The organism is Anaeropeptidivorans aminofermentans (assembly GCF_940670685.1).
Lineage (GTDB): Bacteria > Bacillota > Clostridia > Lachnospirales > UBA5962 > Anaeropeptidivorans > Anaeropeptidivorans aminofermentans.
Genome location: NZ_OW711693.1, coordinates 2,615,640 through 2,637,644 on the forward strand (window position 1 = coordinate 2,615,640; position 22,005 = coordinate 2,637,644).

A 22,005-nucleotide genomic window follows, 5' to 3' on the forward strand; every position below is an offset into this window, starting at 1 on the left:
TTTAATGTCATAATACCAAGCCTTTCTATGCTTCTACTCCGAGGAAATCAAGGATAGCGCCTATATAAACCTTTGTGCAGTCAATAACTTCCTGGGTCTGAACCGTTTCATTGTAAGCATGTATTCCTTCAAGGTTTGCGGGGCCGTATTGGAGCGTAGGAATACCTGCATATCGAAAGAACCTTGCATCGCTTGACGCCCACTGATATGTTCTTTGAAGTTCTATCCCCATTACGTCTTTTACATTTTCAGCAACCTTTTCAACAATTTCAGCTTTTGCGTCTGTGTGGTTGGGGTTTGAAAACCAGCTAAATGAAAAATCAATGCCCGGAACCCCGGATTCCTCTATTAAAAATGCTACCTTCTCCGCTACCATATCCGTAGTTACACCGAGAGGAATACGCATATCTATTTCTGCTTCTGCATAATCAGGAACCATATTTACTTTTGTTCCGCCGCTGATTCTTCCAAGGTTAAAGGATATATGGTCAAGAACATATTCCGCGCCCTTTTGCTTCAGCATTTTTTCTTTGGCAAGCTCTTTTGACTGAACCATTACCGCTTTTACATCTTCTGGAAGGTTTACCTGAATATCCTTTATCTTCTTTATGTTTTCTATAACCTTCAAAAGTCTTTCAATGGCATTTTCTCCTGCGAAAGGTGAAAGGCTTCCGTGGGCCGGTATTCCTTTTGCCCAGATTTTAAGCCATGTACTTCCCTTTTGGCCTATTTCGCAATTATAATGGCATGTAGGCTCTGCTATAATACAGGCATCTCCTGCTGCAATTTTATTTTCAACAAGCCACTTGGTTCCGTTTAAGCCGCTTACCTCTTCATCTGGAACGATTGTAAGAATAACCTCTCCCTGAAGCTTTATATTTTCTCTTGCTATAACCATAAGGGAATAAAGAAGACCGCCAAGGCCGGCTTTCATATCGGAAGCGCCTCTTCCGTAAAGAATTCCGTCTTTGATTTCACCGCTGAAAGGATCAAAATCCCATCCTTCTATTTTTCCTACAGGAACCACATCGGAATGGCCGTTTAAGACAAGCTTCTTTCCGTCCTTAGAGCCTATTCTTGCAACAATATTGGGTATATTAGGCTCAGGCCTTATGATTTCATATTCAATATTATATTTTTCAAGAAACGTACATATAAAATCTGTTATAATCTCCATTTCTCCCGGCGGGTTTTCGCTGTTTATTTTAATAAGATCGGAGCAAAGGCCTAAAACCTCATTGGGGTTTTCATCAATCATGGCCCATAGCTTGTTTTTTAAGTCTGTGTTCATTCTGTTTCCTCCTGAAATTTATTAATAAGCACACTCCGGCATAAAGAAACTGCCGGAGTATGCAGTATGTATTGATTGGTTTTTAAAATAAGCAGTATCCTTCAATAAATATGAAATCCCAGTGCTGTGCATTTGCTTTTCTCTTATTTTAAGTGTCTCAATCCAAATATTCACTTCGGAATAAAAGCAAATTCGCTATATGTTCTGATTGCTTTTCTTTTTGCCTGTTTCCCAATTGAACATACCGGGGAAGGCCTTTATGATAGCGGCAAATATAACAAATTGGAATATTGAATATAATACTGCGTACCATGCCATAGTAAAAGGCCATGTGGGATAGAAAGGATACAAATCAAGCAAGAAGGAATTTCCTGCAGTAAACATCGGCTGTTCCACAAAGAACTGAAGCAGGAAGGTAAGTACGCCAAATACAATCCATCTTTTCTTAGGGTCTTTTATCCTTAATATAACATATTTCCACACAAGGGCCCAGTAAATGCCTTTAATAGGCTGTGCCCAAAGGTCTACTACGGGGGTTCCCGAAGGGATTCCTCTGGCTACGCCTACGATAGCGCCTACTAAAGGGCCTCCTGCCATGCCTGCAAGGCAGGGCATAAGTGCACCTGGGTCCATTACCAAAGGAGGCACAAGGGGTATTGCGATACCCAACGCCCTAAAGGCAAAGGCGGCGCCTCCAAATGCGGCGGTAAGGCCTATTTGATTGGAATTCAAATATTGTTTTCTTTTCTTTGCAGCTTCCATTTCCATCCTCCTTTTATATATTTTTAGCCTGTATTTGATTAAATCTAAATGGTATCATTGTCAAACGGAACAGGAAAAAATCCTGAATGGATTAAAATACCATTACGGCATTTTAATCTTACCATATGACTGCAGCAACAAAAACCATATATTTTATACTTATTGAAGCTGAAAACACTTACGGTGAATCTAGATAAACATTTTCTTTATATTCAACAAAGAGCTTTTCACCTTTGTTGAATATAAATGGCTTAAATATAAGTTTTCATTACTGCCTTAATCTTCTTTTTCTTTATTACTTTAGAATAAAAGCAAATTAACTATATATCAAAATCAAAGTATCTCTAAATTAACTGAATAGTAAATTAAATACAAACTTTCTTTCAAGGAAGGGGTAATTCTTTGACATATAAATAAATCCTGCAAGAAGCCCAATAATAATAAATATTATAACAACATCTTTCATCTTTAGGGAAATTTCATTTCTATAGGTTCTGTTTTCAGGAGCATAGGTAAATCCCCTTGCTTCAATTGCTCTTGATATTTCCTTCCCTTTTAAAAGAGAAATAAATAAACCTGGAACGATTACAGGAACATAGGCCTTTATCTTTTTAAAGACATTTTTACTCTCAAAGCTTGCCCCTCTTGATTTTTGAGCTTCTATGATGGTTCCTATTTCGTTTTTTAATACCGGTATGTAAGAAAATGCGATTCCTATTGCTATGGATATTTCCGGGGGAACGCCCCCCTTATTTAAAGCAAGGATAATATCTCCCGTAGGTGTCATCGTAGTTATAAGGTCTGCTATCCATATAAATAATATGAATTTAAGGCCGTTTCCAAGGCCTGTAAGTATGCCTGTGGCGGTTACTGCAATGCCCCCTTTAGAGAAAATATAAAAATAAACCGGCTCCCCTACCTCTGGTTCTGCAAAGGGGAAGTTCAGCAGGAAAAATAACACAAATGCCAGAAGCAGCGGCTTTGTATTTTTTGCTATTGTTTTTGCAGGTACACCGGAAACCCTGTACAGCGCATAAATAAGCACCATAAATCCAGTGGTTATGAAAGGGTCCTTTATCATTACGCCTATGAAGATAAGGCCGATCATCATAACCATTTTTGTTCTCGGGTCTAATTGATACAGGAAGGATTTTTCTATATCAGTCATTTTCATTCACCCCCAAAACATCATCAAATACTATGCCTGCCTCCGCCAAATCAATTGGCAAAGGCTCTTTCATTCCTAATTTAAGCATAGCCTTTGTAATCTGAGGCGGCTCAAGATTAGACTGTTTTAAAAGCTCCTCCTGGGCAAATACCTCCCTTGGCGTCCCTTCCGCCAGGACATTTCCGCTGTGCATAACCACAAGTCTGTCGGAATATTCTGCGGCAATATTCATATCATGGGTTATTACAACAATTGTTTTATCATATTCCTCATTGAGGGATTTCATAAGGTCCATCATTTCACGGCTCTGCCTTGGGTCCTGGCCTGTAGTAGGCTCGTCAACTACAATAACATCAGGGCTCATGGCGAGGATAGAGGCTACCGCAACCTGCTGCCTTTGCCCCTTACTAAGATTATAAGGGTTTTCTTCAAGAAGGTCCTCTATTCCTAAAATTTTAGAAACTTTTTCAACTACTTCTTTTATTTCCGAATCTCTTACGCCTAAATTTTTAGGTCCGTAGGCTATTTCGTCCCATGTTCTTGATGAAAATATCTGATGGTCCGGGTTCTGAAAGCAATAGCCTACTTTGGTTGAAAGATAAGAAATCGTATGGTCTGAAGTTTTTTCGCCGAAAATCAGCACATGGCCCGAAGTCGGCTTTAAAAGACCGTTAAAATGTTTTACTATAGTAGTTTTCCCCGAACCATTCTGGCCTACGATGGATAAAAACTCTCCTTCGTATACCGTCATATTGATTCCGTGGAGTATTTCCGTTTCCGGCACGTAAGAGAAATGAACATCTTGAACCTCAATGGCTTTTTTATGAAAGGTTCTGAATTTTTTAAAGCTTTTTTCCTCTGTTTCCTTGTTTATATTAAACTCTTTTCCATTTAAAGCCTTACGAAGCTCATGAAGACCTTCGTCAAAATTAGTCCGAATTTCTATAGAAGGCAGATTTCTATTTTTAATAATTGAAAGCATTTGGGTAAGCTGCGGCGCCATAACGCCTATTTTATTAAGCCTTTCATAATTAAGCATAACTGCTTTCGGAGAACCGTCATAAACAATTTTACCGTCGTTAAGGACTATAATACGGTCTACAAAGTCTATTACCTTTTCTATTTTATGCTCTACCAGAACAACCGTCTTATGGGCCTCATTTGCGATTTTATCCATAAGTTTCAAGGTAAGATCGCTTCCTAAAGGGTCAAGATTCGATGTAGGTTCGTCCAAAACATATATTTCAGGCTCCATTGAAAGCACAGATGCAAATGCAACCGACTGCTGCTGCCCTCCTGAAAGAGCCTGAGGCGACCTTTTTCTAAAATTCCCCATGTTCACATAGTTAATGTATTTGTCTATGGAAGCATTGATTTTTTCTACAGGCAGTCCCTTATTCTCCGGTCCAAAAGCAATTTCATCTTCAACCGTCGGATTAATCAGCTGACCGTTGGGGTCCTGAAAAAGCATGCCGGATATAAATGCAAGCTCTCCTATGGTTCTCTCCTTTGTATTTACCCCGTTAACAATAATATCTCCCTGAAGCTCCCCTTCAAAAGAATGGGGAACAATGCCGTTAAGCATATAGCATAAGGTAGATTTTCCGGCGCCGGAAGGGCCTGTAAGAAGGACGGTCTCTCCTATTTTTATCTCAAGGCTGACGTTTTCTATTGCCGGCTTCTCTGCCCCCGGGTATCTGTAAGTTACATTTTCAAATTTAATAGCAGGCTTGTCCAATTGTAAATCACCTTTCTTGTGAAACCGTATTAAGTAAATTTTACAGTCAAACAAAGATGAATTCCTTTGATGCTTTTATAATTTGGCTGTATTTGCGGCTTTTAAAATAATTTTCATTGAATTATAGTAAATTTAAAGTTAAACAGCGGCAAAGCCGTATATTCACGAAGGCTCAAAATGTATCATTTCCGAAGGAAATCCGTATTTTTAAGCCTGATGGGAATAGGCTTTCGTTATTTCTTTATAATAAATTTACTATATTTACCTTCCTAAGCTTATTCCGCACAGTAAATAATTCATAAAGCATACTGCTTTGTTTTCTAAGATTATCCAAACTTGGCTATTTCTTTTTTGTCGTTCTTACAAGATAAATCCCCAGCAAAGCGACTATTACAACCAAGGCAATATAGTCCCATGGGTGTATGCCGTTAAGAAGCTTTGCGCCCTGCTGATAAAATACTCTGAAAAGTATAAAAAATACAAACATCACAACTAAAAGCACGATTCCGATTACATTTTTCTTGTTATTATCGTCCATTTAATTTCCTCCCCTTCTAAAATAATTAACAGCAGTATGCTTCTTTATAAAATGCCGGCTGGCTTAAGGTTGATTTATGCTAAGTGAGCGTCTTTTTGTAGTTAATAAACAGCTTTCACCTTTGTTAACCATAGTAAATTTCAAATGAAACAGTAATAAAAATCGTATATTTTGAATGGCTTAAACATAGAGCTTTTATATGTTTAAGCCGTTTATAAAAAATAGATTTTTATTACATCCTTCTGTGAAATTTATTATATAGTAAAATAGATTTTTGCTGCTGGCTTAAGGCTATTTCACTATATAATAAAAACTGATTTTATTTACAGTATATCTTATTAACAGCTTATATAATATGTACATCTCTAAACAAAAAAACATACGCTTTATGTGCAGTATGTGTTTTAAAAAGATTTTCTTTCTATTTACAGTATGCAGATTTATAGTATATCTTCCTTTTTACCTTTTCCAAGGCAATCTTTTATCCAATCCTTTGTTATGAACACTTAAAAAGCAGATGCCTAAGGCATCTGCTTTTATTGATACGACTATACTCGAATTAAAGTAAAATAGTATTGTAAAACAAATTAATTATGGTTTTTCTTACTTGCCTTAACCTTGTTTTGCTTTAATCTAAATCATTGATTTCCTTTACCCTGTGGCATGCGACAAAATGCTCCGGGGTAGCCTCTATAGGCTCGGGAAGCTTTTTAAAGCATATTTCCTTAGCATAGGGGCACCTTTTTGCAAAACGGCATTCGTCTTTAGGGTTTATGGGAGAGCTTATTTCTCCCTTCAAAACGTTTCTTTCTTTTTTGGCTCCTACAATAGGAACGGGAACGGCCGCAAGAAGAGCCTTTGTATAAGGGTGAAGCCTTCTGTGGAACATTTCCTCGGAATCTGCAAATTCAACCATCATGCCCAGATACATAACCATGATATTATCGGAAATGTGGCGTACAACAGACATATCATGGGTAATAAACATATAAGTAAGGCCGAATTCCTCCTGAAGGTCCTGCATAAGATTCAGAATCTGCGCCTGTATGGAAACATCAAGGGCCGAAACCGGCTCGTCGCACACGATAAATTTAGGGTTCAAAGCCAAAGCTCTTGCAACACCGATTCTTTGGCGGCGGCCTCCGTCAAGCTCATGAGGATATGAAGTGGAAAGCCTTCTTGCAAGGCCTACAGTATCCATAAGCTTCGCAACGCTTTGGTTAAGCTCTTTTCCGCTGTGTTTATTGTAAATAATAAGCGGCTCCGCTATCAGCTGGCCTACGGACATTCTGGGATTCAAAGAAGAAAAAGGGTCTTGAAATATCATCTGCATATCTTCTCTTAATTTTTTAAGCTCACTCTTATTGACATCGCTGATGTCCTTGCCTTCAAATATGATTTTGCCTTCCGTCTTCTCATGAAGATGTATAACGGTTCTTCCAAGGGTAGATTTTCCACAGCCTGATTCACCTACAACCCCTAAGGTCTTTCCCCTGTCTATACTGAATGAAACGCCGTCAACGGCATGAAGATTGCCTCTGGGGGTATTAAAATATTTTTTTAAGTCTTTTACTTCAAGTATAGGGGCCATTCTACACACCACCCTTCTTCATAAGAACACATTTAACGAAATGACCCGGCTCTGTCTCAACCGCATCTATATTTCCCTTGCGGCATTGATTCATAGCATGAGGGCATCTCGGCGCAAATGCACAGCCGTCGGGAAGCTTTGAAGAGTCCGGCATAAGGCCTGCTATAGGCTGAAGCCTGTGAACCTTTTTATAGAAATTGGGGATGGAGCCAAAAAGCCCCTGAGTATAAGGGTGCTGGGTATTATTATAAATATGCTCCAATGTTCCGTATTCAACAATATCCCCTGCATAAATAACCGCAACATTATTGCAGACCTCCGCCACAACCCCAAGGTCATGGGTAATAAGCACAAGGGAGGTATTAAACTTTCTTTTCAGGTTTTCAATAAGTTCAAGAACCTGCTCCTGAATTGTAACGTCAAGAGCCGTCGTCGGCTCATCTGCAAGAAGAAGGGCAGGATTACATGCAAGGGCTATGGCTATGACGATTCTCTGCTTCATTCCGCCGGAAAACTGGTGGGGATATTCTACATGCCTTCCCCCTTCTATGCCTACAAGCTCCATCATTTCCGCAGCTTTAATAAGGGCCTCTGCCTTTGATACCTTTTCGTGAAGGCGTATAACCTCAGATATTTGATGGCCTACTGTAAGCACAGGGTTTAAGGCTGTCATAGGGTCCTGAAATATCATGGATATTTCGCGGCCCCGGATTTTTCTCATGGCGGCTTCCGACTTTTTGCAAAGGTCTTCGCCTTTATAAAGTATTTCACCGGAAACAATCCTTCCCGGAGGATTTGGCACAAGATTCATAACCCCTAAAGCAGTTGTGGTTTTTCCGGCTCCTGTTTCACCAACAAGGCCCAGGGATTCGCCTCTTTTTACGGAAAAGGAGATGCCGTTAACCGCCTTTACTACGGTTTTATCAACAAAGTAATGTATCGTAAGGTTTTTTACTTCCAATAAATTATCGCTCATACTTCCTCCTTATTGTTTTAACCTTGGGTCAAGAGCATCGCGAAGCCCGTCGCCAAAGAGATTAAAAGCAAATACCGTAAGCATTATAGCAAGGCCCGGAAATGTGATAACATGCCAGTAATCCCTTATAAAGCTTCGGCCTGTGGAAAGCATAGAGCCCCACTCAGGAGTAGGCGCAGGAACGCCGAGGCCTATGAAGCTTAAGCCGGAAACACTTAAAATAGCCGTAGCAATACCCATGGAAATCTGAACTATGATAGGAGCCATGGCATTGGGCAGAATATATTTATACATAAGCCTGAAATCGCTCGCTCCCGTGGCTCTTGCCGCCTCTATATACTCCTGGTCCCTTATGGTAATAACGGAAGAACGGGTAACGCGGGCAAAAGCAGGCATAGAGCCTAAGCCAATGGCAAAAACAAGGTTCATGATGGAATTTCCCAAAGCCGCAACGATAGATATGCCTAAAAGAAGGTTAGGAACAGCCATTAAAATATCCATCAGCCTCATAAGTACATTATCCGTAACACCGCTATAGAAGCCGGCAATACAGCCTATGGAAACGCCTATAACAGTAGATAAACCGATTGCTAAAAGTCCTATGGCAAGAGAAATACGGCAGCCCCATATGATTCTTGTAAACATATCCCTTCCAAGCTCGTCTGTACCCAGAATATGCTCAGGAGAAGGAGAGAGAAATTTCTGAGATAAATTTATTGTAGTATAATCAGGCCCGGATATTTGGGCAGGAAATATAGCGCAAATGGCAAGAAGCATTATGATAACAAGGCCGAAAACAGCCGCCTTGTTCTTTGCAAATCTTGCGATAATTTCTTTCATCTGCCCTCTGCTGGATATGGAAAATTCTTCGTCATAGTGATTATCTCCCATATTATTCACCCGCCTTCTTCGTATGGTTTTTAACGATGGTTGAAACTTTCGGCCTTACGTACTGAGACCTTATTCTGGGGTCAACATAGGCATAAAGCACATCAACAACCAAATTACATAAAGCCATAACAAGGGCTATAAAAAGAATTCCTCCTTGAACAAGGGGCGCATTTTTTACGTTTATAGCCTGAATAATAAGATTTCCAAGACCCGGTATGGCAAAAACAACCTCGCTGATGGCAGAGCCCCCAAGGGTTCTCCCGAAGTTAATTCCTATGATTGTCATAACGGGAATTATAGCGTTTCTAAAAGCGTGAACACCGATAATAACCATTTCCTTCTGGCCTTTTGCCCTTGCAGTTCTTACATAATCCTGGCGAATTGCTTCAAGCATACTTGACCTGGTCATTCTCATGATAGATGCCGCCGATGAGGTTCCTACGGTTATGGCGGGAAGCACCCAATGCTTCCAGGTTGTGAAGCCGGAGGACGGCAGCCAGTTGAGAACAACGGAAAACAGTATAATAAGCAAAAGTCCCTGCCAGAAGTTCGGCATAGAAACACCGACCATGGCAAATACCCTGGCGAAATTATCCCAGAAAGAATACTGCCTTACGGCCGAAATTATGCCTAAAGCAACTCCCAGCACTACGGCCAGCAGTGTACTGAATAAAGCAAGCTTAAAGGTCGTGGGAAACCTTGTCAAAATTTCATCTATTACAGGCTGTTTCGTCGTATAAGAAATACCTAAATCTCCCTTGAGCGCATCTTTTATATAATTAAGGTATTGTATAAAAAACGGATCATCCAAGCCATTTTGCTCGTTAAATATAGCTATATCCGCTTCCGTAGCCATATCCCCAAGTATATATTTGGCAGGCTCTCCGGGAGAAAAATACATCATGCTGAATACCAGCAAAACAACGCCAAGCATTATAGGTATCATCATAAGTATTCGTTTCCCGATAAACTTAAGCATGTTATGTAACCCCTTTCATCGTTGGCAGTAAGCCGCAGAATTTACGGCACTGCTCCAGATTGCTGAAAATGCGATACTTCTTTTATAGATATGTATAGTAGCTTTTGCACTGCTTTCGGCATATTTTTAAATATGCCTTATACAGCCTAATAAATTTATTTTAATTTCTATAAACAGGCCGGATAAAAACAAATAATATCATCTGTTTATTTTAAAAAAGCCCGTTTGCCGTATTTTGAGACAACCGGGCTTTGGCCCGGCTGCTCATAATTACGGTAATTGAACTTCAAAAAACATATTTATTTTAAAGCTTATGCATGTATTTAAGTAAACCTGTAAAACCCCATTTTAGATTTATCAGTTTCTTTACCGCTATTTCCTATTCGTAAACAACCCATTCAGGTATATTCTGGTAAGCTATTCTTGAGGTAAATTTGAAGTTCTCAATTTTATCGCTTACGCCGTAAATCGTGTCAACCTCTGCAAAGGGGATTGCATAACGTTTTTCATAGAGGTAATCTTGAATGTCCGAAAGGGCTATCTTACGTTCATCAAAATCGTAAATTGTCTTAAGATTCTGAAGCATTTCTTCAAGCTGGTCATCATTAGATGAAATTCTTGAAGCAAAAGCCTTTTCATAAATTATAAGTATATTTGAAATTTCGTTGGCTGTGGCTGTACGGATAGAAGCTTCCCATGGTCCCTGTGCTTCTCTTGTAGCCAGAGCGCTTTGCTCAATACGCGCATTTACGCCGATTGCCTGCCAATAGGCCTGCACTATCTGAGCCATTCTCTGATAATCCGTTCCCGGAAGAATATGAAGTTCTATATCGAATCCGTTAGGGTATCCTGCTTCTGCAAGAAGCTGTTTTGCCTTTTCCGGATTATATTCCCAGCCGCCCATATCTTTCCAATGCTCAACGATTGAAGGATAAACCCCTGTCATGGCATGAGCCGTTCCGTCAAAGGCGCCGTCTGCCAAAGCAGGTATATCTATGGCGTAGGATAATGCATAACGAACCTTCTGGTCAGAAAGAATTTCATCAGGCATATACATGGTTATCAGGTAATATTTTTCGGAAGGGCCGGATTCGATATGGTATCCGTCAATTGCATTCACTCTATCTTTATCGCTTCCTGCTATGTAAAGAGAGATATCTGCCGCCCCTGTTTCAAGCTCTATAACTCTGTTTGTAGGCTCTGCAACTACCTTGAATACAAAATTAGGTGTTTTTGCAGGTTCGCCCCAGTAATTATCGTTTCTTTCAAGGGTAATTGAAGAGCCGCTTACCCATTCTTTCATTTTATAAGGGCCTGTGCCTACAGGATTACGTGCATGAGCTTCTTCTCCCATTTCCGTCATGGTTTCTTCGTCGCCAATCCATGTACGTCCGTTTGCAAGAACACTGAATATAGGCGCATAGGGGAAATGCATAGCCAATACTACCGTATAATCTCCCTCTGCAACTGAATTGACCTCATCATACCAGCTCATGGTAGACTGAGACGTTGAATCCACTTTTGTTCTTGCAAAAGAGAAAAGTACGTCTGATGCCGTAAATTTTGAACCGTTGGAAAATACAACGTCATCACGAAGCTGGAATTTGATATGGGTATCGTCAATCCACTCCCAGCTTGTGGCAAGCCTTGGAACAGGCTCAAACTGGTCATTTTGTCCAACAAGGGAATCATAAATTAAGTTCATGATAATATTATTTGTTACGCCGTTTCCTCTTCTTGGGTCCAATGTATCAGGCTCAAGCTCATTAACGAGAACTATCGTGTCTTTAACCTTTCTGTCAGCGTTAGAAGCAGCTTCTGAGGGCTTTGCTTCGCCTGAAGGAGCCGCCGATTCCGTAGATTGTTCTTCCGAAGGCTTGTCTGTTGTTTCTCCGCCTTTTCCGCCACAGCCTGCAAGCATACCTAAAACCATGAAAAAGCTTAGAGCAAGTGCTAATCTTTTTTTCATATTTTTCATTTCCTTTCTCTCATGTTTTATTAAATCAGTTTGTTTTATGTATAATTCCTATACATAGGACATACATTATTTGACTTTACGGCCAAATAAGTATAAACTGCATTTAACCTGCGGTAATTGACTGTAAAACACTGGGGGACAGGCCTTTTATATTCTCAGGCCCTTTTACTGATTTAAATTTATGTTTTGAGCAAGCTAAGCTGTAATAAGTCTTTACGGAAATTTGTTCAATTGACATGTTATATAAAAATTTTATATAATGATATACTGGTCATATAAGTAATTATTGGTTTTATATGTATTTATTCCGGTTTCAATAAGATTATTTATTATGTACATATATAGGGGGGTCTGGTACTGTGGAAATACAGAAACTCATTTATTTTATAAGTTTGGCCAACACACTTAACTTTACAAAATCCGCTGAGGACAACCATATAACCCAAGCAGGAATGAGCAGACAAATCTCCTCAATAGAATCTGAACTGGGCGTCACCCTTTTTCAAAGAAACAGCCGAAAGGTTAAGCTTACCCCTGAAGGGGAGGAATTTTACCTTTATGCCCAGAGCATAATAAATAACTATAATGAGGCCATAGAAAGAATAAGCAATATGGATTCTAAGAAAGTTACCCTTCGCATAGGCCTTGGGCCATATGAGCACGCCCTTGCCCAGCCTGTTATTGAAAAATATACCAAAGAGAATCCTGATATAAGAATTTACTGCCTTCAATACGATTATACGAATCTTGTCAGTCAGTTTAGAAAAGGAATGCTTGATATTATGTTTTGTATGAATACCTGTGCTGAAAAAATTCGCTATGCAAAAACGATTAAGCTCTTCGGCGGAGATTGGCTTACCCTTTGCAGCAAAACTTCACCTCTTCTAAAAATACAAAAACCTACTCTTGCTGAATTTAGCAATCAAATCTTTATAAACCTTGAAGCAAGCTCCGAAGATTTTCAGGCTGTTGAAACCGTCACCTTAGGCTTTAAGCCGGTCTATACTGTACGAACAAATACTTTAAATGCTAAAATTGCTTTGACTGCTGCCGGGGTTGGCATTTCAAGAGTTCCTAAATTTTTAGAAGACCTTATTCCGGATACCGTGGCGGTTTTGGACTGTACCTATCCTTCCGTGCGCTGGTTCGTCTGCTCATATCTGGAGCCTAAAAAGCAGGATAGCCCTGTTAATTCGTTTATTGAAATTATTAAGGAGCTCTATCCTTAAATTTATTTATGATTGCCTGTGGATTCTATCGTCCCACAGGCAATGCTTTTTTAAAATACTATCTTTTCTCGGCGATGATGCCTGGGATATTGGCTTCTATCAAGCCGTCTACGCTCTTAAGGGCTGCTTCTCCCCTTGCGAACTTCTCTCTCATTTCAACTTCTCTTTTAACCGCTGCCTCTGCCTTCTCAAGATGCTCCTCATAATTTTCAGGATTCATTACTACAACCCCGTCTGCATCTCCGAAAATAATATCTCCAGGATTTACTGTAGCGCCCCCGCAGGACACCGGGATATTATATTCCCCTGAAACCCCCCATACATTTGTTGTAACAACAGATGTACCTGTGCAGAATACGGGGAAATCCATTTCTGAAAGCCAAAGAGAGTCTGTAGCCATACCGCTTGTAACAATGCCTGCCATTCCTAATGCTTTTGCATTTCTGGCAACCATTTCTCCGGTACTTGCATATACTTCGTCTCCTGAATGATCTATTACGATTACAGAGCCCTTCGGTGCTTCCTGAAGCGCTTTATAAAGGGCGCAGGAGTCTTTTCCTAAAAGCTTTACGGTATAAGCAGGGCCTATCATTTTAAGGCTTTTATTTAAAGGCTTAACTTTTGGGCTCATAAATCTTACGCCAAGATAGTGGCCATAAGTTGCAGGGTCTGTAGTCATAAACCGATCTGTGAGTTCTTTCGTCCATTCCATAACTATTTCACCTTCCTTATGGTGTCATAAACATCGCCTCTCCGATTTACAAGCATCGGAAGCATTCCTCTTACTTTATCAAGATAATCAAGGTCTATTTCCGCCATTGTAACGCAGGCTTCTTCTCTTGCTTTGCTTATGATTGTTCCCCATGGATCAACTACTAAAGTAGCACCGAAGGAATCTGATTTTCCTCTCTTCTTGCCAATCTGGGCAGAGGCAACGATATAGCATCCGTTTTCAACAGCTCTTGCTTTTAAAATGGTCTCCCAATGGTCTTTTCCGGTAGGGGTTGCGAAGTTTGCAGGGGTAAAGATAATATTTGCCCCTTGGAGAGCCAAATATCTGTAAAGCTCTGGGAAACGTATATCGTAGCAAATAGTAAAACCGAAGTGACCAAGTTCCGTATCGAGGGTTACCATTTCATCGCCGGGCTTTATTTTTGCAGATTCCTGAGTTAAAGTGCCGTCGGGAAGGGTTATATCAAAGGTATGGAGCTTTCTGTATTTTGCAACCATCTGCCCGTTAGGGTCTAAAAGAGCTGTGGTATTGTATTTTCTGTCTCCGTCGGGATTGACTTCCGCTATGGAACCGCAATGTATCCATACTTTATGCTCTCTTGCTTTTTCTGCCATAAGGCTTATCGTAGGGCCATTAGGAATTTCCTCAGGAGCTTCCTGTCCGTCATCTATAACGTTAAATACCTCAGGGAAAGAAACTAACTTAGCGCCTTTTGAGACTGCTTCATCAATGAAGCCGCAGGCCGCCTTTAAATTGGCCTCCTTATCGTCTCTTGTATCCATCTGTACTACACCGATTAAATATTTTCTCATATATTTTCCACATCAGCGGCTTTTGCTTTAAAAGCAGCTTTTGTGTTTACACCTCCCATGTTATTTTAATAAATATTTTTAAATTATATCTCCCATTTAGCTTCCATAAACTCAATAATTCTGTTTACGCATTTTTCTACTATTTTTTCGCCCTTTTCTCTTGTGCCCAAGGTTGCGTCTCCAACGGTTGCATTCGGTGTTTTTTCAGAAATAGGTACATAATGGTTTATATCTGTAAAATCTCCGGTTTCAGGCGGAGGGGTAATGCAAGTTGCCTTATCCATATCTACAAGATCCGGTCTTAAATAAAGCATAACAGAAGTTCCGCATTCGCTTGCATGACCGTGGGCCATTCTGCCTTTCATGTCAAATATATCGTCACCATGAAGCGCTGTAAATCTCCACCAGTCAATCTGAGCAAATTTAATTCCTTTTTCAATCTGGTATTCCATGGCAACAGATGAAATCGGCGCTACACTTGCGGCATGCCCTGTAATAAAAAGAAGGTTCTTAAAGCCGTAATTAACTAAATTATCAATAAGTTCCTTCATCCACATACGATAAAGGGCGGGAGAAACTGTGATGGTTCCGGGATAATCCAAAAGAGCGCCTGAATCCGCAATCTCTGTCATAGGGGCAATTAATGCGCCTGTTCTTTCGGCGATAAGCTGTGCTACTCCCTCTGCCGCAAAACCGTCTGAGCCCATGGGCAGATGAGGGCCGTATATTTCACATGCGCCTGTAGGAATAATAACCGTGTTGGTTTCTTTCCTGCGCTTGTCAAATTCTACCCAGCTCATTTCTCGTATTTTGTATGTAGCCATTTAATACCTCCTAAGTTTTATTTACTAAATAATCTTACATAAGCTTCGTATGTCATAAAAATATCATAACCGAGATTTATAGTCAATTATATTCACATATGTATGCAAATATGGAATACATGTATTACTTCATTGTATAAATCAACAAAATTATTCTAAATAATTAATTTGATTAGTGAAAGTTGTTGCATTTATGAGTTGTAGTTTTTTAAAACCTGTTTTTTTGAATTTAATAAGAAGTAAGAAATATACAATATTTTGTATAAATAAGAGATTATTGTTACTATTTTATCAATGATTGTTAATTTTAATCATTATATGTTAAATGGGCAAATATTGCAATAAATTCTTTCATACTCCTGCAAACATAATAATGCAATTTTTAACTTCCATAGAATTATTTCATGTAATTCATCAACACTTCAGATACTTTTCAAATAATCGGTCTTTGTAAATATAAATCAGAAATGAATAATTTCATCCTTTAAGCTTCTATATTCTGTATTTTTACATAAAATAGCCGGCCTAATATTAGGCCGGCTATAATTAATTATAAATGTCTCTATGTACTTATTCTTCGCTTTCCTTAAGAACAAATTCCTTAAGAAGACCGTTAAGCATTTCTGACTGGCTGAAAAGCTCCTCAGAAGCGGCAGCGCTTTCTTCAGAGGTGGCGGAGTTGGCCTGAACAACAGCTGTCATCTGATTTATACCGTCATTCAGCTTGTTGATGCCTTCTTCCTGATCTTCACTGGAAGCATATATATTGGAAATCAGCTTAGAAACATTATTTACATTGCTTACGATTGTACCGAGAGCATTTGATGTGGATTCAGCTATCTTAGTACCGTCGTTAATTTTATTAATTGTATCGTCAATGAGCATCTGGGTTTCCTTGGCGGCGTTCTGGCTTCTGCCGGCAAGGTTTCCTACTTCTTCCGCTACAACGGCAAAACCTCTGCCGTGCTGCCCTGCTCTTGCGGCTTCTACAGAGGCGTTAAGAGCAAGTATATTGGTCTGGAAGGCAATATCGTCTATAACCTTTATTATTTTTGCAATGTTATTTGACGATTCTTTAATCTGGTTCATAGCTGTGAGCATTCTGCTCATTTCCTGCTTACCTGCTTCTGCATTTTCCATAGAGGCTTCCGCAAGATTATTAGCGTCTTTAGCGCTGTCTGCGTTAACCTTTGCCATTTTATTGATTACTTCTATGGAAAGATTAATATCCTGTATGGTTGTAGCCTGTTCTGTAGCACCTTCAGCAAGTCTTGTGCTTGATTCTGAAATGTGCTTTGCTCCGGAATTTACTTCGCTTGCCGCAAGTAAAACATTTCTTACTACGCCGTTTAAGCTTTCATTTATCATGGTGATAGAATCTTTTATTTCAGCAAAGTCGCCCTTGAAATCCATATCAACGGAAACATTGAAATCACTTCTGGCCATAGTTGATAAAACTCTTGATATTTCCGTAATATAGCTTGAAAGGGATTCTATAGTTAAATTAATGGCTTCTTTCATCATGTAGAAATCGCCCTTGTAATCGCCTTCAACGCTTACGCTGAGATCTCCTGTGCTTACGTTTTTAAATACGCCTATGGCTTCTCTTATAGGCTCTCCTACGGCATCTACAAATCTGTTAAGGTTCTCAACCATTATAAGCCAGTCGCCTTCAAAACCTTCTGTCTTGGCATTGGCAGATAAATCTCCTTCCAATGCAGCAGCTGAAAGAGCGTTTATTTCAGAGTTAATTTCAATAAGCTTTTCTCTAAAGTTATCTATTGTTCTGTTTGCTGTGGCAAGTTTTCCAGGGAACTGTTTCATCTCCGCATGGAAATTACCGCTTTCGAATTCTCCCATGATTTTAATTGCCTCTGTAAGATATCCTACATAGGAATCTGCCATGGAGTTCACCTTTGTAACCATATCCTGATAAGAGCCTGCGTACTTTTCAACTTCCATAGCATAAAAATAATTACCTTCGGCATGCTCTCTTGTCATATCATTAAGATCATCTATAATCATTTTGAGGGTATTGGTTATTTTTATAAACGCCTGATAAACAGAGCCTATTTCGTCGTTGCTTGTGTTCATGAAATTAACGTTGAGATTACCCTCTGCAATTTCGTTGGAAGCAGTAATCAGGTGGTTTATAGGTTTAATCTTTTTAAGTATTTTCAAAAGGGAAACTACCGTAACCAGAAACATAATGCCCATTGCGCCAAGGCAGGCATAAAGAATCAGCATGGCGTTCTGCCATTGAGTGTCAACGTCATTTTGCACTCTGCTTAAAAGCGTTGACTGAAAGGTATTCAAAGCATTTTCAAATTCAGTCTCAAGATTGCTGTAATTATCACTGAATAAATTATTCCTTGCTTTTACGATTGCATGTTCATTTTTGTAAAGGTTCAAGGATTCAAGCTCAACTTCTACCATGGTATTTGAAATTTCCATGACTTTATTGATCTGAGCCTCTTCGTCTTTTGAAAGCCCTAATGTTTTAAGATTTGACAGTGTTACATCGCGAGTTTTTGTATTGTTAACTTCGCTTAAATAATTTTCGTAATACTTATTTTCTCCGTAAAGTACATATGCTCTTGCCTGGGTTGAAAGAAAGTTCTTTACTTCGGTAAGTTTCTGGCTCTGCTGAACATATCTTACCTGCCCTGCCAAAACTGCCTTTGATTCATTAAGCTGGTTGATAAGAATGTATCCAAGGCTGATAATACCTGCGGAAAGAATAATAAATAAAGTAATTATACTTTTTACAAAACTTGAAATCTTCATATACTCCTCCTCAACTATGTGATCTTATATTAAGTCATTTAATCACATTCTTTATCGACAAAAATTGCTCAAAAAATTATCAATAATCACAAAACAAAAAATAATAGTTAACTTATACATAAACTTTCAGTTAACTTTCACGCCCTTTCTTTAACTTTCATATAATTTACCCTGTATTGGTTGAATTTTCATATACTTTGTACTAAATTTAAAGGAGCGGAATAAATCCGCTCCTTTAAACAATATTAATAATTATATAATATACTTTATTATTATTTGTCTCTTAGCTGTATATTAATCTTCATTTCAAGATTTTTAAGAATCTTCTTCATCTGCTGAGAAACTTCTTCGTCTGTGAGGGTCTTTTCATCATCTCTAAATTCAAGAGAATAGGATACGGATTTAAACCCTTCTACAATCTGGTTGCCTTTATAAACGTCAAAGAGGCTTAATTTTTCAAGTATTTTACCGCCTTTTTCCTTAATTGCTTTTTCTATCTCCCTTACAGAAACGCCGTCCTCTACAAGCATAGAGATATCTCTTGTAACAGAAGGGTATTTGGGAAGGCTCTTATATTCCTTTTTAGCACTTGAAAGCTTGATAAGGTATTCCATTTCTATTATGCATATATATGCCTTTTGAGAAATATTATAATTTTTACATACTTCCGGGTGAATTTCTCCTATATATCCTATTTCATCTTCTCCTGAGAAAATTCTTGCTGTTCTATAGGGATGCATATAGGCAATATTTTCTTCCGGTACATATTCTCTTTCTTCATGAATATTTAAATATGCAAAAAGCTCTTCAATTACGGCTTTCATGTAGAAAAAATCCTTTTTAGCCTTCATATCGTAAAAGCCTATGGATAAAATTTCTTTCTCTGAGGGAAGCTCCGTCATCGGCACAGATTTCGGCAGATATACCTTGCCAAGCTCAAATAAAAGGGCTTCTTCGTTTCTTTTGCTGAAATTATTAGAAAGAGAAGTAAGCAAGCCGTTTAATGTGGTGGTTCTCATGATACTGAAATCTTCCCCTAAGGGGTTTGAAATCTTTGCAGCAGTTCTTAAAGGAGAATCGGCCGGAATATTAAGCTTCTCAAAGGCTTTAGGGCTCTCGAAGGAATAGGTCATAATTTCTGAAAATCCAAGGGCCGCCATAGCTGAAGCCGTCTTATCCTCTACAATTTGCTTATGATTTCTCTTTCCTACGGTTTTTCTTCCCTTTTCGATGGTTGTATCTATTTTATTATAGCCGTATAATCTTGCAATTTCTTCGGCAATATCTGCTTCTCTTTCTAAATCAGGGCGGAAGGTAGGGATTACAGCTTTATTTCCTTCAACTTTGATATCAAGTCTTTGAAGCATTTCTGCCATAGCTTCTTTTGATATGTCCGTTCCTAAAAGCTTGTTGATGCCTTCAGGGGAAAATTCCACATAAGAAACTTCTCTCTTATTGGGATAGCAGTCTACAACGTCCTTTACAACCTCTCCGTAACCAAGCTCCTCAACAAGCTGAACGCATCTGTTAATGGATTCTATGGATTGGTTGGGGTCAAGGCCTTTTTCATATTTTGCAGAGGCGTCTGTTCTTAAGCCCAGCTTCTTTGCCGTCACACGGATATTAGTACCGTTAAAATTGGCAGACTCGAATAAGATGGCTCCGGATTCTCCCGTTACCTTGGAGTTCTGCCCTCCCATAACCCCTGCAATGGCAACAGCCTTATTGGGGTCTGAAATCACAAGCATGGAAGAATCGAGATTTCTTTCTATGCCGTCAAGGGTTGTTATTTTCTCGCCTTCATAAGCGTTTCTTACGATTATTTTGCCTTCATCTATGTTTTCTATATCGAAGGCATGCATGGGCTGACCCATTTCAAGCATAACGTAATTTGTAATATCCACAATATTATTAATAGGGCGTATGCCCGAAGCCGTAAGCTTATGGCGCATCCATTGAGGTGAGGGGCATATCTTCACGTTTTTAACGACTCTGGCAATATACCTTGGGCAAAGCTCAGGGTTTTTGATTTCAACGGAAACCATTTCGCTGATATTGCCTTCGCCCTCTTCCTTAAGGCTTATTTCAGGATATTTAAGTGCTTTATTATAAGTTGCGGCGGCTTCTCTTGCAAGGCCTAATACTGAAAAGCAATCGGGCCTGTTGGAGGTTATCTCAAACTCAACCACATCTTCTTTTATCTGAAGTATTTCGCAGGCATCTTTCCCAAGCTCTTGAGGCTCAGGGAAGATATAGATGCCGTTTTCAGGGGCTTCGGGATAATCATGGGTATCGTATCCAAGCTCTTCAATAGAGCAAAGCATTCCGCAGGATTCAACCCCTCTGAGCTTTGATTTTTTAATCACTTTTCCGCCGGAAACCACAGCGCCGTCAAGGGCAACGGGAATATAATCCCCTTCTTTTATATTATTTGCTCCCGTCACAATCTGAATGGTGCTGTTTCCGATATCAATCTGAGTTATTACAAGCTTATCGGCATCGGGGTGCTTTTCTATCTTTAGTATTTTTCCAACAACGATATTTTTTATTTCAGCCCCAAGACTTTCAACAGTTTCAACCTTTGAGCCGCTCATGGTCATATCTTCAACAAAATCTTTCATTGAAGCATCTATATCTACATATTCTTTAAGCCAAGAAATAGGTATATTCATGTAATTCTCCTCCTAAAACTGCTTTAAAAATCTAACATCGTTTTCATACATAAGCCTTAAATCAGGAATATTAAATCTTTGCATGGCAATTCTTTCAAGGCCCATACCAAAAGCAAAACCGCTGTATTTTTTAGGGTCTATGCCGCTCATTTCAAGAACTCTCGGATGAACCATACCGCAGCCCAGAAGCTCTATCCAGCCGGTTTGCTTACAGGTACGGCAGCCCTTTCCGCCGCATACAAAACAGGATACGTCCATTTCGGCGCTTGGCTCCGTAAACTGGAAATGGTGGGGTCTAAAGCGAACCTCTGTATTTTCTCCTAAAAGAGCCTTGGCAAATACATTCAATACGCCTTTTAAATCGCTCATAGTGATATTTTCATCAATCACAAGACCTTCAAGCTGATGGAAAACCGGAGAATGGGTAGCATCTACCTCATCGGAACGGAAAACCCTTCCCGGAGCTATGATTCTTATGGGAAGCTCGTGGGTTTCCATCGTCCTTACCTGAACAGAGGAGGTCTGGCTTCTTAAAACAAAACCGCCGTCAACGTAAAAGGTGTCCTGCTCATCTTTAGCAGGGTGATTTTCCGGGATATTCAGAGCCTCAAAATTATAATAATCAAGCTCTATATCCGGCCCTTCCGCTATTTCATAGCCCATGCCCATGAATATATCTTTTATTGCATCAATGACAAGAGTAATAGGGTGCTTATGGCCTAAAGGCCTTATTTTTTCTCCGGGCATTGTAACATCAATTTTTTCAAGAAGGATTCTTTCGTTTAATGCGGCTTCTTTAAGCCTTTCAGTATGCACAGATACTGCATTTTCAAGATGCTCACGAAGCTCGTTTACAAGCTTGCCCATTTTCGGCCTTTCTTCTGCCGACAAAGCACCCATGGATTTTAAAAGCTCAGTAAGTTCACCCTTTTTTCCTAAATATTTAATTCTAAGTTCTTCTATGTCTTTTAGGCTCTTAGCGTCATTAAGAAGCTTCTCCGAGCCAAGCTTAATTTCTTCAAGACGTTTAATCATA

General features: G+C 39.4%; 17 protein-coding genes. 1 reads left to right on the forward strand and 16 read right to left on the reverse strand.

Annotated elements, in window-relative coordinates:
* Positions 1–25: 25 nt before the first annotated feature.
* The 10 genes from NBX03_RS10995 to NBX03_RS11040 form a co-directional block, all read right to left on the reverse strand.
* A complete protein-coding gene (locus NBX03_RS10995) occupies positions 26–1,291 on the reverse strand; it encodes a M20 family metallopeptidase (RefSeq protein ID WP_250227824.1) in 1,266 nt (421 codons plus the stop codon).
* A gap of 195 nt (positions 1,292–1,486) precedes the next feature.
* The gene (locus NBX03_RS11000; protein WP_250227825.1) at positions 1,487–2,053 is read right to left on the reverse strand and encodes a hypothetical protein; all 567 of its coding nucleotides are present in this window, start codon (positions 2,051–2,053) and stop codon (positions 1,487–1,489) included.
* A gap of 349 nt (positions 2,054–2,402) precedes the next feature.
* Positions 2,403–3,221 (reverse strand): energy-coupling factor transporter transmembrane component T family protein, encoded by an 819-nt coding sequence (locus NBX03_RS11005; RefSeq protein WP_250227826.1) that lies wholly within the window; start codon positions 3,219–3,221, stop codon positions 2,403–2,405.
* Positions 3,214–4,959, reverse strand: coding sequence for an ABC transporter ATP-binding protein (locus NBX03_RS11010; RefSeq protein ID WP_250227827.1), 1,746 nt, complete (start codon positions 4,957–4,959; stop codon positions 3,214–3,216). The genes NBX03_RS11005 and NBX03_RS11010 overlap by 8 nt, the downstream gene beginning before the upstream one ends.
* Positions 4,960–5,299: 340 nt before the next feature.
* On the reverse strand, positions 5,300–5,497 hold the full coding sequence (locus tag NBX03_RS11015) for a hypothetical protein (RefSeq protein ID WP_250227828.1): 198 nt from the start codon (positions 5,495–5,497) through the stop codon (positions 5,300–5,302).
* Positions 5,498–6,125: 628 nt separating this feature from the next.
* Complete coding sequence (locus NBX03_RS11020; protein WP_250227829.1) at positions 6,126–7,088, reverse strand: ABC transporter ATP-binding protein; 963 nt, start codon at positions 7,086–7,088, stop codon at positions 6,126–6,128.
* A gap of 1 nt (position 7,089) precedes the next feature.
* Positions 7,090–8,064, reverse strand: a complete 975-nt coding sequence (locus tag NBX03_RS11025; protein WP_250227830.1) for an ABC transporter ATP-binding protein — start codon at positions 8,062–8,064, stop codon at positions 7,090–7,092.
* Positions 8,065–8,073: 9 nt separating this feature from the next.
* Positions 8,074–8,955, reverse strand: coding sequence for an ABC transporter permease (locus NBX03_RS11030; protein ID WP_250227831.1), 882 nt, complete (start codon positions 8,953–8,955; stop codon positions 8,074–8,076).
* Position 8,956: 1 nt separating this feature from the next.
* The gene (locus NBX03_RS11035) at positions 8,957–9,934 is read right to left on the reverse strand and encodes an ABC transporter permease (protein WP_250227832.1); all 978 of its coding nucleotides are present in this window, start codon (positions 9,932–9,934) and stop codon (positions 8,957–8,959) included.
* Between the two features lie 379 nt (positions 9,935–10,313).
* Entirely contained in the window at positions 10,314–11,903 is a 1,590-nt protein-coding gene (locus NBX03_RS11040; protein WP_250227833.1) for an ABC transporter substrate-binding protein, read from the reverse strand.
* Positions 11,904–12,271: 368 nt separating this feature from the next.
* Here NBX03_RS11040 and NBX03_RS11045 point away from each other — a divergent pair, with 368 nt between their 5' ends.
* Positions 12,272–13,141: a LysR family transcriptional regulator gene (locus NBX03_RS11045; protein WP_250227834.1), complete on the forward strand. Its 870-nt coding sequence runs from the start codon at positions 12,272–12,274 to the stop codon at positions 13,139–13,141.
* Between the two features lie 58 nt (positions 13,142–13,199).
* Here the strand turns inward: NBX03_RS11045 and NBX03_RS11050 are convergent, their stop codons facing one another.
* The 6 genes from NBX03_RS11050 to pheS form a co-directional block, all read right to left on the reverse strand.
* Entirely contained in the window at positions 13,200–13,853 is a 654-nt protein-coding gene (locus NBX03_RS11050; RefSeq protein ID WP_250227835.1) for an RraA family protein, read from the reverse strand.
* Positions 13,854–13,855: 2 nt separating this feature from the next.
* Positions 13,856–14,686 (reverse strand): carbon-nitrogen hydrolase family protein, encoded by an 831-nt coding sequence (locus NBX03_RS11055; protein WP_250227836.1) that lies wholly within the window; start codon positions 14,684–14,686, stop codon positions 13,856–13,858.
* An 83-nt stretch (positions 14,687–14,769) separates the two neighbouring features.
* Complete coding sequence (locus NBX03_RS11060) at positions 14,770–15,510, reverse strand: creatininase family protein (protein WP_250227837.1); 741 nt, start codon at positions 15,508–15,510, stop codon at positions 14,770–14,772.
* Between the two features lie 570 nt (positions 15,511–16,080).
* Positions 16,081–18,297 carry a methyl-accepting chemotaxis protein gene (locus NBX03_RS11065; protein ID WP_250227838.1) on the reverse strand — a complete coding sequence of 739 codons (2,217 nt, stop codon included), beginning with the start codon at positions 18,295–18,297 and terminating at the stop codon, positions 16,081–16,083.
* A gap of 272 nt (positions 18,298–18,569) precedes the next feature.
* On the reverse strand, positions 18,570–20,969 hold the full coding sequence (gene pheT, locus NBX03_RS11070; RefSeq protein WP_250227839.1) for a phenylalanine--tRNA ligase subunit beta: 2,400 nt from the start codon (positions 20,967–20,969) through the stop codon (positions 18,570–18,572).
* Between the two features lie 12 nt (positions 20,970–20,981).
* Positions 20,982–22,004 (reverse strand): phenylalanine--tRNA ligase subunit alpha, encoded by a 1,023-nt coding sequence (gene pheS, locus NBX03_RS11075; RefSeq protein ID WP_250227840.1) that lies wholly within the window; start codon positions 22,002–22,004, stop codon positions 20,982–20,984.
* Position 22,005 lies beyond the last annotated feature (1 nt).